Below are 15988 nucleotides of genomic sequence, written 5' to 3' on the forward strand. Positions count from 1 at the left end.
CCTCTCATGACACAGCCCTCTCCAATCCGTCCTCGGCCAAGAGGGACGCTTCCGCCCGAAGCGGGGGCGGACCCGAGGCGCTGTGGTCGCCCGACCGCTTTTGACCGCGGCCATTGACGACGATTTGCTGGGGCTTGACCGGAAGGCTGGTGCGCCCGGCTCTGATCTTGTCGGCGACGTCCTTCCGGTTCCCGAACGCATCCACTGTGCCGTTGTGGAGTACAAGTATCTTGTCAGCCATGTTCAGGATGCCAAGCCGCTGGGCAATGATCACGATCGTCGAACCCAGCCGGCGCATCTCCTGGATCGCCTGCCGCAGCGCCACTTCGCCTTCGGCATCAAGGCTGGCATTCGGCTCGTCGAGGACGATGAGGCGCGGTTGGCCGAACAAGGCCCGCGCCAGCCCTAGCCGTTGCCGCTGTCCGCCGGAGAGCCGCATGCCGCCCTCGCCGATGTCGGTCTCATATCCCATGGGGAGCCGCATGATCGTTTCATGGAGCCCGACCAACGCGGCCGCGCCGATCACATCGTCCGCCGGAGCCTCCTGCAGACGGGAGATATTGTCCCGGACCGTTCCGCCGAAGAGCTCGATGTCCTGGGGAAGGTAACCGAAGTGCCTGTGGCCACCGGAGGCAAGCCAGATACCGATGTCGGCAGAATCCAGGCGCACATGGCCGGCTGTCGGGGCGATGGTGCCAGCAATCAGACGACCGAGCGTCGACTTGCCGGCCCCCGAAGGCCCTATCACGCCGAGGACTTCTCCTGGGTTTACGGCGAAAGACAGTCTACGGATGGCCGGCATGTCCGCGCCGGGCGGCATGAACGTCACCTGTTCGATAGAAAGCTGACCATTTGGGCGCGGGAGCTTCATGGTCCTTCGAGCTGGTGGCACCGCCGCCATGAGCTTGCGGAGGCGGCCATATCCCAGGCGCGCACCGCTAACTGCCTTCCACGTCCCGATTGCGCTCTCCACCGGGCCGAGGGAGCGTCCGAGCAGGAGCGTGGCGGCGAAGATCGCCGCCGGGCTGATGTCGTGCCCGATCACAAGCCAGGCTGCGCAGGCCATAACGAGCACCTGCGCGAACAGACGGATGAACCGCGCGAGCGCCTGGATGGCCGATGCCCGCGCCGCGGCGGAAAGTTGAGCCTCCTTCGCGATCACCTGGTCATCGTTCACCAGGCGTGCCACACCCGGCAGCATGCCCATCGCGCTGATGGCCTCGACGTTGCGCAGAAGCGATTCAAACCGGTGCTGGCTTGCGACCCAGGCGGCGCTGGCACGAGAAAACGGCTTGCGCGTCACGATCTCGTTGAGCAGGGCCAGCCCGAACAGGGCCATCGATGCCAAAAGGCTCATCACGCCGAGCAGCGGATGCACGAGCATCATCGCGAGAATGAAAATCGGCGTAAAGGGGAGGTCAAACAGTGCCGTGCAGGCGTTAACGCCGAAGAAGGAGCGAAGACCACTGAGATCACGCCAGGCTTGCGCGGCCGCGGCCTGATCGCTGCGCAGGGCCGACTGCACCGCCGAAATCAGAACAGCAGCCTGAAGGCGATCGTCGAGCCAAACGCCGATGCGGCCAAGCATCGCCCGCCGCAAGGCTTCGAGCGTGGCATGGACGGCCAGCGCCGCGACCACGATCAGGGTCAGCATCACCAGCGTGTCGATGCTGCGGCTCGCAAGTACGTGGTCGTAGACATGCAGAAGATAGAGCGGGACCGTCAGCGCCAAGAGGTTAACGAAGAAACTGAGCACGAAGACCACGACGAGGGACGCCCGGCAAAGCCTGAATGCCTGCTCGATTTCCGTTCCTGCACCAGGTCCAGTTCGGGAGGAAGCCAAGGGGCGACCTCCTCGCGAGCGAGCCGCGGAAGACGAACGTCCCGCCGCAACCGAGAGTGAAAGGCGGCGCAATACCCCCGCGATTTCCGTTCCCGCACGAGTTTTGATCTGGGAGAGCTCGAAGAGACAGTCTCGCGAGTGAGCTACAACGGACAAATGTCCCGCCGCAATCAGGAGGGAAAGACGGTGCAATGTCCGCTTGATTTCCGTTCCCGCGCGAGATCTCATTCGAGAGAGCATGAGGCGGCAGTCTCGCCAGCGAGCCACGGCGGATCGACGTCCCGCTGCGATCAAGAGCGAAGTACGGCAGAATGCCAGCTCGATTTGCATTCCGGTGCGATACCGGATTCGCCAGAGCATAAGGAGGCAGCTTCGCGAGCAAGCGACGGCAGACCGATGTCCCGCCGCGATCAAGAGGGTAATGCGGCAGAATGCCAACTCGATTTCCGTTCCCGTACGATACTGAATTCGCCAGAGCACGACGAGGCAGCTTCGCGAGCAAGCGACGGCAGACCGGCATCCCGCCGCGACCAAGAGATAAATGCGGCGCCATGCGCGCTCGATTTCCGTGCCTAGGCGGGACTTAACTTGAGAAAATGCCATGGGGCGACAGCCTCGTGAGCGAGCCGCGGCGGACCAACGTCCACCCTCGATTGGCAAAGGCGGCGCTCGGTGTCATCCGGGCGCCTACTTTCGGAGAGATCATTCAGGCCACATCGAAATCGAAGTCGATATCGATGTCCGCGTGCTGTTCGCCGTACTGATCCTGATCGACATCTACGTCGACATCCTGGTCCTGGCCGACGGTTACGTCGTTGTCATTGTCCTGATCAGTGTCATTGTCGTTCCAGGCGTCGCCGTCTGCGTCTGCGTCGGCATCCGCGTCGCTACGATCGTCGGCATCGGCGTCGGCGTCGGCGTCATTGTGGGCGTCAGCGTCCTGATCGGTGTCGTTGTCGTTGTCGTTATCGATATCGACGTCAGAGTCCTGGTCGGTATCGGTATCCACGTCCTGATCTTGATCCTGATCGAGGTCCTGATCGATGTCGGCATCGATGTCTATGTCGAAATCATTGCCTTTAACGTCGGTCATATCGTGTACTCCTCCGGTTGCTTCCTCAGCGCATCGATGGCTATTTGGATGATCGACCATGACGATCAACTGCCCTCACGGATCCCTCGTCCAGCGATCGATTGCAACAAAGCATCACTGTTTCCGACGATGGAGAACAGTTGCCAATTCGGATTGACTAAAGGGATAGTTTCGGGAGGAGCTTTCTTATCAATTCGCACATAAGGCATTTTATTAGGTTAATTCATTAGTTTATTTCTATTCATTATAAGGAATGTAATATCCAAATGCATAGATGAGAAAAGCAGCCGAAATATGTTGCAATGTTTTACTATCAAAATCGACCAGAGCTTTTTCGACGAACTCGTATCCGCCACACAAGTACGAGAACTTATCACGCCATGTTTGGACATTTTCGGAAACAGCAACGCCTACCTGGCGCACTCTGAAAATACATTGCCTCTGTTCTTCGCCGGAAGCTGTTGCGTCTCACCACCGAGACCGCAATGGCACCGGACCGTGTATCGGCGGAACCAACCGGGGCGAGGCAGTACTCACGCGTCGTCTATGTCGACGACCACGTCGATATCACCGTCGGTGACCACTTCTTCATAGAGGGCGACTTCGATATCGCCGTCATCGTCCTGCTCGAACGCCCCGCTTGCCAGGGCTTCCAGGAGCGACGCGACATCCACGTCGACTTCGGCGTCGAGGTCATCACGGACTTCCACGTCGACGTCGATGTTTCCGTCGCTTTCCGTGTCCTGATCGATTGCGACGTCGAGACTGTCTTCGTCGTCGGCGTCGATGTCAGCATCGAAATCGCTTTCGATTTCGACATCGTCTTCCACGTCCACGTCGATTTCGACGACAACAATACCGTCGTCCTCACTGACTTCGACGTCCACTTCGATCCGCTGATCGAGCTCGAGCCGCTGATCGGCAGCCGCATCAACGTCCCGGCCGCCCAACTCTTCCCCGTCGCTATCAATGTCCGCCTCCTGATCAGTTTCGCCGTTCTGGTCGACCTCAGCGTCGAGCTCGACGGCAACTGGCTTTGAGCCGACATCCACCCCGATATCGACATCGTCTCTGAGTTCCGAGTCCTGATTGAGGTCGACTTCATCCCTGCCCATCACACATCTCCTTGTGAACAGCGACAGCTGCACCTGCGATTGAGAATCCCACCTTTCGAACGAAGGGGATAGACGCCAACTCGGGCGAAGGACGGCGAGGAAGAACCGGAATGACAGACGTCGGTGCTAGCCAGGGCGAGTCTGAAACCCGGCCCATCACGCCTCCACTACCAGAAATGGCTAACACCCATGTATGCGGGAACGTTTGATCAGCCAGGGAATGCACAAGAAGCCGTCATCACCGAAAGCAACAACGAGACAGACTCCGGCAGGACGCCTCGCGTGAGCCCGGTTCGAGCGTGATCCGGGAAAGAGCCTATGTAAAATCGGCCGAGGCGCACGCGCCGGCCGCGCCGTTTACGCTAGCCGCCGAGTTTTTTATGCATGGGCGTACCGGAATCAGGGAAACAGACCTTCTCTCCCCTCAGCTATGCGCTTAGCGTACATGAGCAGTTTCTGTTGGACTGCAATCCTCCCCGCACCCACTGAGCCATATGGGTGCGATACTCGCCCCGCCTACCGGGGGGGCCTTTCTCTCCGGCACGAGAGTTCTCGTCGACAGAGCCAGGCATGAGGAATCTCCAAGAGGCACTGCATGAAAGCTGAAGAATTTTCGCTAAAGTATCCCACCCTCCAGCCCGACGGGGCTGTTGTGGAGAGTCAGTTGAATCGGGAAATCGCCGCGACGCTCGTGCGGCTCCCGGATGACCCTTCGCTTTACTTCGATCTGAGCGAACCACATCTTCTTATTCCGCTCGAGCAGTTGGTCAACGCGCGTGCGCGCGAACGAGGCATCGTCAATGCCAACCGCCACATGTTGGCCGCGGCAAAAGGCAACCAGGAAAAACGCAAACCGCTTACGGTTCAGTCGTTGGGCAACGAGCTGTGGCTCGTGGTGGACGGCAATTCGACATTGCTCAACGCTCGTCATTCTCGTTGGCGGGCGATTCCCTGCTGCACGAGATGACCAGAAATCGAACGGGCACTCACGGGCTACGGAGCCAACTTCGACGAAAAGCGGCGATTGTGTTGTGGAAATCGTCGGCGTTTCGCCCCTCCTCGCCCAGACGCCAGATGACAAACGGGATTTTGTCGGGCGAGACTTCCCCCGTCATCATGAGGGGAAAACAATGACAACAACCAATGAAATTGCAGACAAGATCGCGACCGAGCACGGCTTGACCAAAGTCCAGAGCAAGGCAGTTGTCGAGGCGGTCTTTGCCGCCGTGACCGCCGCCGCCACATCCGGCACCGAAACGTCGATACCGGGCTTTGGCAAATTCAAGGTCAAGGACACGCCTGAGCGCGAGGCGCGCAATCCCGCAACCGGCGCGACCATCAAGGTTGCTGCTGCGAAGAAATTGACCTTCGCACCGGCCAAAGCTCTCAAGGACGCGCTGAACGGCTGATACGACTGGGAGGTTCGGGCGAGAACGGGAACGCGTGTAGTGTCTTGAGGGCGCGACGACCTTGATACGTCACGATGCTTCCCGCGTTGCGCACCACCTCTCGGTGGTGCGCAAACGTTCGACGATTGCTGGCTGTGCGGCAGAACCAGCAGGCATGTTGAGTTGTTGCCACGCTGTTTGCAGCTGAGCCGGGCAGATCGGCGCGGTCTCTTCCGCTTCGTCGAACGCAATAAAGCAACAGCGCGGGCACTATTACCCGGCAGGCTGCGGCCCCGGTGTAATTCTCACGGGAACCCCAGATGCCCTACCTAACGATCCGCGCAGAAAACAGCCCGGCGGGGATGTCAGGATTGTCGGCATCCGTCACCAGAAGCAGTTCCAAGACGTCGCCTGCTTGGCGTACATGAACACCCTCGACCTTGTGCGGGTATTCGAAACGATCAAAAGAGATGAGATCACCAAGGTCATCGATCATGCCGATGCCAGCGCCGAGACATGGCCCGTCGAGATATGCATCTTCCGTGTTCTCCGCGACCGCACTGAAAATCATATCGCCCGTGGGCAGCACCGCGGCATCGGTGAAGCTGAACGAAGTTCCACGGATGGCGCCGAGGTCGAAACGCTCGATCGCAGCAGGTCCCAATGGTTCAATACGTCCATTCACAATTCCGTCCATGACCGAAGACAACGGGTAGCGGATGACAGCGTTGTCGTTAAGCCGCGTGTTACCCCGCTGAAATAGCCGCAGCTCCCGTCCGGCCACGACCGCGCCTTCGATATTGAGCTGACTAAACGCTGCCGCGAGCGGATCGAGGATGAACGTCAGGTCGACGCTTTTTGCAGGCGTCGCAACGGCGCCGCTGTTGTCGAAGCAAAGCAAGGCACCTCGCTTACGGTTCGCCCGCGATCCTGAACCGATCGCAAGGAGGGCTCCGAACATGAACTCCTGGCATGGAGGTAGGTGGACCAGTGCCTCGAGGTCGGGCTTCACGCGCTTACGATCGACGTTCTCGTCAGGCAAAGCGCCGTCAAACAGCCGGATCAAGCGACCCGGTGCTGATCCGTGAACTGGGAACGCGGCGAGGTGCAGATCATCGTCAGCCACGACATAAAGCGTCGCACCGACGCCTACGAGCCCGCTTGCCGCGCTTAAGTATGTAGCGCTCGAACGGGTGCCGGCATCAATGTCAAGGTCGCGTATCTTCTCGAGTTTGATCACGTGAGTGTGCTTCCGCGCTGCAAGTTCTCATTGACGGTTACAGCCATATTCGACTCACTTCGATTTTCGGGGCCGGATCGCATGCCGTTCCCTGCCAGAACTGTCTTCTGGCTGTAGCATCTTGCGAAATTCATCCCGCCGCTCATGAATGGACGCTATCACTGGCCCCATTGGAATGCCGATGCCAACAAGCACTGCTTGCGACAGCTGAAGGCTGGCTTCGATTGTCTCTGGCACCGCATCCGTCACTTTCAGCTCGTATAATTCAGTTGCGTGCACCGCATCCCGCGCGCGGGCGACAATGGTGAGATCGGCCCGCTCGGATCTTGCAGAGGAGACAATAGACGCCACTGCCTCGGCATTGTCCAAGGTCACAACAAGCGCGCGAGCACTCTGGATTCCGCAACGTCGAAGCAATTCGGTTCGAGTGGCATCGCCATAATAGATCGTGGTGCCGCGCCCTCGCTCCTTGCCGACAAGCACGGGATCGGCGTCGACCGCCAGGAACCTCAACCCATGTCGCGTGAGCATCTCAGCAACCAGTTGCCCGACACGTCCATATCCAACCACGATCACACGCTCCAAGCCGTCGTCATGCTGTGGCGTTAATCCTGAAAACGAAGGATCGGCCGTACCGGTGGGTGCCCGGTCGCGGTCGAGCAGCCGCACCAGCAGGGGAACACCGATCATCGTTAAGGTTGCCGCAACCGTGGCGGTGGCGGCAACGGCACCAGGGACCACATTGCCGGCCACGGCAGCACCGATAAGGATCAACGCGAATTCACCGCCAGGTCCTAGTACAAGCGCGACCTCGCCGGCATTGCGGGTCGCCAGTCCTGACAGGCGCGCGATGGGAAAGAGGGTAAGAGCTTTTATCGCAAACAGGCCGACCGCGACGCCTATGGTGACGACCGGGTTGGCAATGATCTCGGTAAGATCCAGGCGAGCTCCGACGGCAACGAAGAAGAGCCCAAGCAAGAGCCCCTGGAACGGCTGGATGGTCACCTCGATCTGACGACGATATTCGGTTTCAGCGAGTAAGAGACCGGAAACGAAAGCACCCAGCGCCATGGACTGACCACTGTGGGCCGTGATCAGGCCAGAACCGATTACGACCAGGAGGCATGCGGCGACGAACAGTTCGTTACTCTTTGTCGTCGCGACCAGCTTGAACAAAGGCCTCAGAATGAGGCGACCTAGACCGGCCAAAGCGAAAAGCGCCACTGCAGCAGGTGCTAGGGCATACAACAGGCCGGCGCCGAGCCCTGTACCTCCGTTCGTGCCCAAAATCGTCACCATGAACAGGAGAGGCGCCACCGCGAGATCCTGGAAGAGCAGCACGGCGAAACTGGCCCGCCCAACCGTCGTGTTGAGCAGTCTGCGCTCGACAAGCGACGGTATGATGATTGCCGTCGACGACATGGCGAGCGCGCTGCCCAGCACCACCGCTGACGCCGGCGTTTGGCCCAGTGCACCCGCGACGGCCGCGAGGATGGCTGTCGCGGTCAGAACCTGCAGGCCGCCCAATCCAAAGACGAGCTTGCGCATTAACAGAAGACGGCTCCACGATAGCTCGAGCGCAATCATGAAAAGCAGAAATGCCACGCCGAATTCCGCAAGATGCGCGATCTGTCCTGCGTCAGTGATAGAGATCGCAGACAGCCACGGCCAATCTCCTGCGAGTGCTCCAAGACCGAAGGGGCCAAGCAGGACGCCGGCTGCGAGAAACCCAAAAACGGGGCTCAGTTTCAATCGCCCGAACAGTGGTACTATGACGCCGGCGGTCGTCAGAAAAAGCAGTAGCTCCTTGTAGTTTTCTAGTCCTGGCGTCATCGATAACTCACAACCCTTGACTCAGATTGACGGGCTCATGCCATGCCGACTGGCATCTCTTTTCTCCCCTGAAGGATCCTACTCTCATTTTCAGATGAATGCCCCGGCAGTGGTACGCTAGGCTGGCACGACGACAGCACCGTACCCACACGAACAGCTTCGTCACGTCAGCAGGTTCGTTATGCCGAGCCCGCCAAGACTGCGCGCGAAGCGACCACCGAACGCGCCACACGCGATTGAGGACATCGAACTACCGCACGAGCGGGCCAAACGCGGTCGCGACAGAGCTTTGTGCACTTGGAGCAGATGGGCAAGCGTCCGCCGAAATAGCGATCAAGGCCTCTGCTTCGGATCGTACCCCTCGCAGGGCCACCAACAACTTCTTTGAGCGAAAGACACCACAAAGTTTGGAGAGGTATTGCAGGAAGCCTTCATGTTGACCGTTGGGCCATATCACCGCGAGGAAGATATCGACCGGCTCGTCGTCGGGTGCCTTGAAGTCGATCGGTTCGAGCAAGGTAACAAGGACTTTGGCCGGCGTTACCAAACCCGGAATAAACGCATGCGGTAAGGCAAAGCCTTGCCCGAAACCGGTAGAACCAAGAGCCTCCCGGTCGAGCAGGCCGTCTAGAATGGCACTCGCCGGGATGCGAGTGCGCTGCGCTAGGTGAGATGAAATGGCCTGGAGAACCGCTCGGCCGCCCCTCGCCGGCACGCCGAGCATCAAGTCGTCTTCAAAGCCGAGTCTTTCATCATCCATCTTCTCCTCCCCGCTTCTCTCTGGTCGGCAAAGATCGCGCTGGCTTTACTCTATATTACCCCAATTTTGAAACTGGCGCTTCGTCCCTCCAAGGCATTTGGGCGAACGTGTTTGCGGTAAGTGGTTCCGCAATCCCAAGCTTTCGAAGCAACCAACCGGCCTTGGCGCGACCGCGCGCCCGGATGATCGTCTTTTCCTAGAGGGAAGTCTGGAGCGCCCCGATCGGTGGGGTAAGCGCGAAACTTTAGGCAGAGAGAAGCCTTTGCAAATTCACTTGCAGAGAAAGCTGTCCAAGCAGGCCCATGGCTACCTCAGTCAAAAATCCATGTTCGCAAACAGCCGACTCTGTCTGAGCAAGCTGGATTTTCTACACGAAGCTCATGGCGGCTAGCTGGCTGCGGCGATTGTCGCCAGTTAAAACCTGAACCGCCTGCGCCGGGGTCATGATTACGGCGTTGGCAAATTCACGTTTCTTCGGAAGGCGCGCAAAGCCTTCGTTAGTGGTCACGAACACGTGGCGCCCGCCATTTTCATGTGCCCAGAATGCTTGAGCAGCGCCCAGGCGATTGCGCCAATCCCAAGCAGCGACGCTGGACAGATCTTTTTTGTCCAAGCCGTAGCTCACCGCGTAGTCCGACCATCGTGCTGGCGTTGTCGGAAAAAGGGTTCTGAAGATAAGTCGCTCGCGCTCAATCGTCGCTTCATCGCTCATAATAGAGAAGCCATGGAATGAAAGGCCGTGTCGCCCGATCGGCCGCAAAAGGCTGATGTGGCCAAGTCCGAGAGCGCTCATTCGGCTTTCAAAGTCTGCAAATCGTTTTAGATGTACGCCGCCGGGCTGGCGTTCATATGCGCTCGACGCCAAAATGGCGAGATCCGCCTCTCCACGCCTCGCGGCTTCAATCAGCGTGCGAATGTCGCCGTGGGCCGGCCTCTTCTCATCGACGTTGATGAGGCAGTTGTTCTCGAGCGTAAAACTCGGCATCGCTTCACCGTGTTGCTGTAGTCATTAGATGCTCGCCATTTGCGAACCAAACCCCGCTACACAACGCTCACTCTGGTTCTTAAAGCGATGCGCGCATCGTAGACATTCGGCTGGGTAGGAAAGGACAAACGAACAAGCGATCACTCCAAGGTAACAAGGACACAAATCGCCTTGGCGGTCAGTTCCCAACGAAACATCAGGTGATGACAAACGCAGAAATCGTGATCTCCGCTCGGCGGGGAGCTGCTTGTTCCTGTCCGCACGTCTCGGCGAACATTCCAAAGTTACTCGCCGATTGATCCAACGTCGGGGTTGGACCGTATCCATGAGGCCATCAAAAAATTCCGTGTCGGCACCGCCAAACGTCTTGAAGGCCGGTCGTGGGAGGGACGAATGTGGATTCAGATCTATTTCGCAATCGTCTGGCTGGCGGTGTTCGCGGCAAGTCAGACATTCGCAGGGGAACGGGTTCTCGCTCGCATCGGTGACGACCACTATACGGGCACATGGCTCGAAATCGGGCGCACCCCGATGTTCATCACGGACGGCTGCGTTGCGGGCTACACCACTTATCAGAAGGCCGACGAACCCAAACGAGTCCTGGTCGAAGACGGCTGTTTCGAAAAGACCCCCAATGGAGAGAAGAAATCCATCCGAGGCATCGGCACTATTGTCGAAACCGAAAACGGGTCAAAGGCCACGCTCCGCGTCAAGTATCCGTGGTTCATCGTCTTTGAGTATCGCGTTCTTTACAAGTCACCGGACAAGAGGTGGTTCATCAGCGCCGACAAGGACATGAACAATCTCTGGATCTATGCCAGATCCGCGCCATCGAAATCTGGACTGAAAACGATGGTAGCGAAGGCCGCTTCGCTTGGCTACGACGTTGGCAAGCTCGAATTCCCGAAGACGAAGTAACGAGCCCAGCTGAGGCCGGGATCTGATCAGCAGGCATCGTTTCGCGAATTGTAAGGCTTGACCGAAAATGGTGGCGAGGACCTATGGAAAAGCTCGCCGGGCATAGCGGAGAGGAACGCTCACGTCATTTGACTGACTGTCCAAAAGCTAAATGTCGAAGCTATAGCCGTCAACAAAGCGCCCCAGACAATATCGGCAAGCGAGATACTCAATGGCCAGTCTCTGAGGGTGCCCAGGTTGGTGAATTGGTAGGTGGTATAGGCAACCAAGCCAAGTGCCGCGCCATCCAAGGCCGCCGCAGCAACGTTGCCACCGTTCAAGGCAGGAAGCACGGCGAAGTGCACGATACCGCCAGCATAGATCAAGTAGAAGGCGATCACAGGCGTGAGCCGGAATCGTCTCGCAAGCTTGTCACCAAGAAGCGGCCGGTAGATCAGATCCGCCATCGTTGCCAACCAGATAAGGTCGACGACAACGAATGCGATGAGAGCCGCAAGGTATGCCGCAAGGATTGACTTCATACGGATGCCTCCGAGGAGTTTAGAAATCAAATCTACGCAGCTTTGACCCGGGCGGATCACAGAGTTGAACCGGACGGCCAGTCCAAACGGATGTGCGACGGAAGAGTACGGAAAAGCGCGTTCTTCAGGTATAGAGCGGCCGGTTCCTCACCGATTGTGCGCTGGTTATCGTGCCCGAAAATGTAATCTACATCGTCGCCTTCGCTCTAACCGGATCGGGCTACCCCTTAGTTTATTTTCAACTACATTAGACTTTAGTAGAATGACGATGCGTAGGGAGGAAGGCATGAAACGCTTGGAATCCGAAAAGCTCGAAACCGACGCCGCCACGAAGGTTTGGTCCGTGCATGACTTCTGCAAACGGCACCGCCTTTGTGAGGAAGAGGAACGTCGTCTTACGAGGCTGTTTGGCATGTTCGCCACAGCCCGCGAACTCCTGAACAACGCACAGCGCACACCGAAGTGGCGGTAATGCAGGCTGGCTCCCATGCATTACCTTCGTGCGGTCGCCGTGCTCTTGCTCTTTTTCCTAAGCTCTTACGCTTGGGCCAATAAGCGCGTCGCGCTGGTCATTGGAAACTCGGCCTACCAACACGCGCCGCAGCTTTCAAATCCGCAGAATGACGCCAGCGACATGGCGTCCAAGTTGACGGGAATGGGGTTCGTTGTGGTGACGGGCCGCGACCTTGACCTCACGGGAATGCGTCAGTCGATCCGCGAGTTTGTCGGCAAAGTTGAAGGCGCAGATGTGGCGCTCTTTTTTTACGCCGGCCATGGGCTGCAGGTAAACGGCGGCAACTACATGATCCCGGTCGATGCGCAGCTTCGCTCTAACAACGATCTGGATTTCGAAGCATTGCCTATAGAGCTCGTGCTGTCTGCAATGGAGCGGAACGCCAAGGTGAACCTGGTGTTCCTGGATGCGTGCCGCGACAATCCACTTGCTGCGACATTGGCCCGTTCCATGGGAACCCGATCGGTGGCCGTTGGCCGGGGGCTGGCGAAGCTCGATACCGGCGTGGGCTCGCTGATTGCGTTCGCCACGCAGCCTGGAAACGTTGCCCTTGACGGCGCTGGCAGAAACTCCCCGTTCACGACAGCCTTGCTGAAACACCTCGGCACGCCAGGGCAAAGTGTAACCGATGACCTGATTGCCGTGCGTCGCACCGTCTTACAGGCCACGGATGGCAAACAGGTTCCCTGGGACAGTTCATCCCTGACAGGCCCCGTCGTTCTCAATCCATCGTCAGATGCGGCCACGGCAACGAGTCCGGCCGCGACGCCAGATACCGACAGAACCGTGGAGCTCGCCTACTGGAATTCCATCAAGGATTTGACCGCAAGCAGCTTCTTTGAAGCATACCTTCAGGAATATCCCAATGGCGCGTTCGGAACGCTTGCGAAGTTGAAGATCGCGGCGATCGCAGAGCGCGAAAAGGAACGTCAGACGGCAGAGCAGCAGAAGGCGGATGCCAACCGTGCCACAAAGCCGCAAGTCAACGCCAGCCAAACCGACGTCGCCGCGCTCGAGCAGACCACTCCGGCAGCCCAGGCGTCTGGTTCGTCCGCCGGCCACATGGCCGCCGGGGATCTCGCGCTTGCCACCCAAAGTCAACTGGCGCGGATCGGATGCCTCGGTCAGATCGACGGCAAGTGGGGTGAAAGCAGTCAAAAGGCCCTGAAAAAATACGCCGAACGCAGGGGGCTCAAGCTTGCATCGCTCGCGCCGACCGAGGAGCTTTTGAACGGACTGAAGGCGATCGGCTATCGCGTCTGTCCGCTCGAGTGCGGAAATGGAATGGTGGCTCGGGACAACCGCTGCGTGGAGCCCGGCATGAGCTCGTTCGACGGCACATGGAGGATAACCCGTTATGCAAAGACGAATTGCGGCGACTGGACCGAACTCTCGACAACAATTTTCGTGAAAGGCGGCGTGGTATCGTCCAGCTCGGGCTTCTCAGGAAAAATCACCAGCAACGGGTCCGTCAGTATCGCCCACACCTTCGTTTTCAAGGGAAGGAAAGGAGGCAACACCCTGACGGGAATGATAAAAGGCGGCAAAGGAACGGGCCGGTTCAAAGGTACGGGGGCAGGCCGCGGCTGTTCAGGAACCATCGCGATGAGTCGGATGTAGCGTGACGGTTATTTCGCATCTTCGGCGCGATCATTGCGCCCGATGAACGCACACCACACCGTTCCTGGCCGCACCAGCGACCGGGAAATGTCGGTGATGTCCTCGCGAGAGGCCAGGCCCGATCTTCAGATTAGACGCCCCTGCAGAACAAAGCTCGAAGTGTCGGTTTCGCGAATCCTTTATCCATTCCGGTACAAAGCCGGTGCCAAGGCCGGCCGAGACGAGCGACACCAGCGAGAAAGTATCGTCAGAGCTTTAGGTAATGTTGCCGGCCAGTCCATGGGTCTCGAAGACCTCGGGAAATAGCACTCGCGGAGAAGGTCTGGATCTTCTCATACCTCAGCGTTCCAATGTCGATTTCGCGGTGAAGCACAAGCGGGCTCCTTTCGAGGCGGCTGGCTTCACGCCTTCTTAACCATGAACCGTGAAAATGCGCCCAGCCGGAGGCATGATGCCGACCGTTCTTTTGGGGTGAAGAGTGCATGCGTAAGCCGCAAGATCAGAAGCTGTCCTCCGGCGACACGATTTCAGAGCCCGGTTATGTCATCTCCCGCCGCGCCGTGCTTTCGGGCCTCGGTGTCATGACGCTACTTGGTGCCTCCGGCTGCTCGCAGGCGCTTGAACTCCCATCGCTGGAACCGCTCGAGCCGTCCGCTCGTTTGTCGCCTGCGGGCGTTGATCCCATGTCGACCGGGGCTATCCCACCGATCAGTGTCGACAGCAACATCACCGACAACGGCACGATGTATGCCTCGATGATCGACAATGGCTTCGTGATCCCGGCAATCCCATTCCAGAAGGTCAAACCGGAGTTCCGGCGTCAGATCGTTATCGATCCGACCGGAGAGGCACCGGGCACGATCGTGGTGCGGCTTAACGAGCGGCATCTCTATTGGGTGCAGGAAGGCGGCGAAGCGGTCCGTTACGGCGTCGGTATCGGCAAGGCCGGCTTCGAATGGAACGGGCGCGCCGAGATCCAGTACACGAAGGAGTGGCCGATCTGGACGCCGCCGAAAGAGATGATCGCGCGCAAGCCGGAGCTTGTAAAATGGTCGAGCGGCCAGCCGGGCGGGCTGGACAACCCGCTCGGCGCCCGCGCGCACTATATCTTCAAGGACGGACACGATACTGGCTATCGCGTGCACGGCTCACCGGAATGGTGGACCATTGGCACGCAAGCATCTTCAGGATGCGTGCGCATGATCAATCAGGACGTCATCGACCTCTACAACCGGGTAAAGTCCTCGCCGACCAAAGTCCCGATTGTGGTGGCGTGAAAGCCTTCCGCGCCCAGCGCGCAGGAACCGCAGAACCATCTCTCATTTGCCCGCACTGACCAGCGACGGAGCATATGGGTAGGACCGCCGGCGCAAACATTGGAACATCCTCGACAATCGGCACGGCTTGGAGCGGTTTGCCAGTGAACAGTTGGAGCGCGGTCAATTGGGACGCCGCGCGACAGCGCAGACATCACGCCTCGTTCGTATATCTCGGCGGCGATCTGAGCCTCGCGCTCGTCTCTCCACGGGCGTCGCGATCAAAACCGCGCTTACCATAAATCTATGATTCCATGGAACTTTATCGGCTTATAACTGTTTAAGGGGCGCCACGAGAGCAGTTGGCCGTGGTGAGAATTCGACAGGAGATATGGATGAATTATGTGACCGTTGCCGCGTTTTCCGTTGCCCTTGTTTCGAGCGCTGCATTCGCGCAGGAGCCGGCAGCAAGCGGTGCAGACGCCATGCTGGTTGGTCCCGGCATCACGATGGGCAAGGCCGCGACGATGCCGCTCAAGCATGTGGAGATCAAGGTCACGGACATCGTTACATCTCAGCTCATCGGCATCGATATCTACAACAAGCAAAACGAGAATGTCGGCGAGATTTCCGACGTCGTCATCGGTGATGGAAAGTCCGTCATCGGCATCATTGCAAGTGTTGGCGGTTTCCTGGGCCTTGGTGAAAGCTACATTGTCATCGATCCTGCCTCCATTGCGCTTGCCGACGACAACGGCACTTGGAAGGCGTATGTGGACACCAACAAGGACGACCTCTCCAAAGCTCCCAAATTCGATTACGCCAAGCTGAAGAAGTAACCTATCAACCCACCAACCGGTCTGCAGGGACGCAAAAGCAAAACGCGCTCGCTGGAAGAGGCG

The 15988-nt window shown here is 58.5% G+C and carries 15 protein-coding genes; 8 read left to right on the forward strand and 7 right to left on the reverse strand.

Annotated elements, in window-relative coordinates; genetic code table 11:
• Nucleotides 1–4: 4 nt before the first annotated feature.
• Together VGO04_RS32225 and VGO04_RS32230 are read right to left on the reverse strand one after the other, a co-directional pair.
• The gene (locus VGO04_RS32225; RefSeq protein ID WP_327500059.1) at nt 5–1843 is read right to left on the reverse strand and encodes a type I secretion system permease/ATPase; all 1839 of its coding nucleotides are present in this window, start codon (nt 1841–1843) and stop codon (nt 5–7) included.
• A gap of 706 nt (nt 1844–2549) precedes the next feature.
• Entirely contained in the window at nt 2550–2936 is a 387-nt protein-coding gene (locus VGO04_RS32230) for a hypothetical protein (RefSeq protein ID WP_327500060.1), read from the reverse strand.
• Nucleotides 2937–3421: 485 nt separating this feature from the next.
• Between VGO04_RS32230 and VGO04_RS32235 the strand changes: the two genes are divergently transcribed.
• From VGO04_RS32235 to VGO04_RS32245, 3 genes are all read left to right on the forward strand, one after another.
• Nucleotides 3422–3976, forward strand: coding sequence for a hypothetical protein (locus VGO04_RS32235; protein WP_327500061.1), 555 nt, complete (start codon nt 3422–3424; stop codon nt 3974–3976).
• A gap of 670 nt (nt 3977–4646) precedes the next feature.
• The gene (locus tag VGO04_RS32240; RefSeq protein WP_327500062.1) at nt 4647–5018 is read left to right on the forward strand and encodes a hypothetical protein; all 372 of its coding nucleotides are present in this window, start codon (nt 4647–4649) and stop codon (nt 5016–5018) included.
• A gap of 163 nt (nt 5019–5181) precedes the next feature.
• Entirely contained in the window at nt 5182–5460 is a 279-nt protein-coding gene (locus VGO04_RS32245; RefSeq protein WP_327500181.1) for an HU family DNA-binding protein, read from the forward strand.
• 304 nt (nt 5461–5764) lie between these two features.
• Here VGO04_RS32245 and VGO04_RS32250 read toward each other — a convergent pair whose 3' ends face one another.
• The 4 genes from VGO04_RS32250 to VGO04_RS32265 all read right to left on the reverse strand — a co-directional run bounded on the left by VGO04_RS32250 (nt 5765) and on the right by VGO04_RS32265 (nt 10257).
• The gene (locus VGO04_RS32250) at nt 5765–6679 is read right to left on the reverse strand and encodes a DUF6929 family protein (protein WP_327500063.1); all 915 of its coding nucleotides are present in this window, start codon (nt 6677–6679) and stop codon (nt 5765–5767) included.
• A gap of 54 nt (nt 6680–6733) precedes the next feature.
• Nucleotides 6734–8512: a cation:proton antiporter gene (locus tag VGO04_RS32255; RefSeq protein ID WP_327500064.1), complete on the reverse strand. Its 1779-nt coding sequence runs from the start codon at nt 8510–8512 to the stop codon at nt 6734–6736.
• A gap of 250 nt (nt 8513–8762) precedes the next feature.
• Nucleotides 8763–9272 carry a PTS sugar transporter subunit IIA gene (locus tag VGO04_RS32260; RefSeq protein ID WP_327500065.1) on the reverse strand — a complete coding sequence of 170 codons (510 nt, stop codon included), beginning with the start codon at nt 9270–9272 and terminating at the stop codon, nt 8763–8765.
• Nucleotides 9273–9639: 367 nt separating this feature from the next.
• The gene (locus VGO04_RS32265) at nt 9640–10257 is read right to left on the reverse strand and encodes a hypothetical protein (protein ID WP_327500066.1); all 618 of its coding nucleotides are present in this window, start codon (nt 10255–10257) and stop codon (nt 9640–9642) included.
• A 393-nt stretch (nt 10258–10650) separates the two neighbouring features.
• Here VGO04_RS32265 and VGO04_RS32270 point away from each other — a divergent pair, with 393 nt between their 5' ends.
• A complete protein-coding gene (locus VGO04_RS32270; protein WP_327500067.1) occupies nt 10651–11175 on the forward strand; it encodes a lipocalin family protein in 525 nt (174 codons plus the stop codon).
• A gap of 119 nt (nt 11176–11294) precedes the next feature.
• Here VGO04_RS32270 and VGO04_RS32275 read toward each other — a convergent pair whose 3' ends face one another.
• On the reverse strand, nt 11295–11696 hold the full coding sequence (locus VGO04_RS32275; RefSeq protein WP_327500068.1) for a DUF2177 family protein: 402 nt from the start codon (nt 11694–11696) through the stop codon (nt 11295–11297).
• A 286-nt stretch (nt 11697–11982) separates the two neighbouring features.
• On the opposite strand from VGO04_RS32275, the gene VGO04_RS32280 reads away from it, so the two are divergent.
• The 4 genes from VGO04_RS32280 to VGO04_RS32295 all read left to right on the forward strand — a co-directional run bounded on the left by VGO04_RS32280 (nt 11983) and on the right by VGO04_RS32295 (nt 15925).
• Entirely contained in the window at nt 11983–12168 is a 186-nt protein-coding gene (locus tag VGO04_RS32280; RefSeq protein WP_327500069.1) for a hypothetical protein, read from the forward strand.
• Between the two features lie 15 nt (nt 12169–12183).
• A complete protein-coding gene (locus VGO04_RS32285; RefSeq protein WP_327500070.1) occupies nt 12184–13830 on the forward strand; it encodes a caspase domain-containing protein in 1647 nt (548 codons plus the stop codon).
• 482 nt (nt 13831–14312) lie between these two features.
• The gene (locus tag VGO04_RS32290) at nt 14313–15107 is read left to right on the forward strand and encodes a L,D-transpeptidase (protein ID WP_327500071.1); all 795 of its coding nucleotides are present in this window, start codon (nt 14313–14315) and stop codon (nt 15105–15107) included.
• Between the two features lie 374 nt (nt 15108–15481).
• A complete protein-coding gene (locus VGO04_RS32295; protein WP_327500072.1) occupies nt 15482–15925 on the forward strand; it encodes a PRC-barrel domain-containing protein in 444 nt (147 codons plus the stop codon).
• Nucleotides 15926–15988 lie beyond the last annotated feature (63 nt).

This window comes from Ensifer sp., assembly GCF_035999185.1.
GTDB lineage: Bacteria > Pseudomonadota > Alphaproteobacteria > Rhizobiales > Rhizobiaceae > Ensifer.

Excerpts from the sequence above, each read along its gene's own strand:
- VGO04_RS32230 (WP_327500060.1), bottom strand. The coding sequence starts at position 2,936 with ATGACCGACGTTAAAGGCAATGATTTCGACATAGACATCGATGCCGAC.
- VGO04_RS32235 (WP_327500061.1), top strand. The coding sequence starts at position 3,422 with ATGGCACCGGACCGTGTATCGGCGGAACCAACCGGGGCGAGGCAGTAC.
- VGO04_RS32240 (WP_327500062.1), top strand. The coding sequence starts at position 4,647 with ATGAAAGCTGAAGAATTTTCGCTAAAGTATCCCACCCTCCAGCCCGAC.
- VGO04_RS32245 (WP_327500181.1), top strand. The coding sequence starts at position 5,182 with ATGACAACAACCAATGAAATTGCAGACAAGATCGCGACCGAGCACGGC.
- VGO04_RS32255 (WP_327500064.1), bottom strand. The coding sequence starts at position 8,512 with ATGACGCCAGGACTAGAAAACTACAAGGAGCTACTGCTTTTTCTGACG.
- VGO04_RS32260 (WP_327500065.1), bottom strand. The coding sequence starts at position 9,272 with ATGGATGATGAAAGACTCGGCTTTGAAGACGACTTGATGCTCGGCGTG.
- VGO04_RS32265 (WP_327500066.1), bottom strand. The coding sequence starts at position 10,257 with ATGCCGAGTTTTACGCTCGAGAACAACTGCCTCATCAACGTCGATGAG.
- VGO04_RS32270 (WP_327500067.1), top strand. The coding sequence starts at position 10,651 with ATGTGGATTCAGATCTATTTCGCAATCGTCTGGCTGGCGGTGTTCGCG.
- VGO04_RS32275 (WP_327500068.1), bottom strand. The coding sequence starts at position 11,696 with ATGAAGTCAATCCTTGCGGCATACCTTGCGGCTCTCATCGCATTCGTT.
- VGO04_RS32280 (WP_327500069.1), top strand. The coding sequence starts at position 11,983 with ATGAAACGCTTGGAATCCGAAAAGCTCGAAACCGACGCCGCCACGAAG.
- VGO04_RS32285 (WP_327500070.1), top strand. The coding sequence starts at position 12,184 with ATGCATTACCTTCGTGCGGTCGCCGTGCTCTTGCTCTTTTTCCTAAGC.
- VGO04_RS32290 (WP_327500071.1), top strand. The coding sequence starts at position 14,313 with ATGCGTAAGCCGCAAGATCAGAAGCTGTCCTCCGGCGACACGATTTCA.
- VGO04_RS32295 (WP_327500072.1), top strand. The coding sequence starts at position 15,482 with ATGAATTATGTGACCGTTGCCGCGTTTTCCGTTGCCCTTGTTTCGAGC.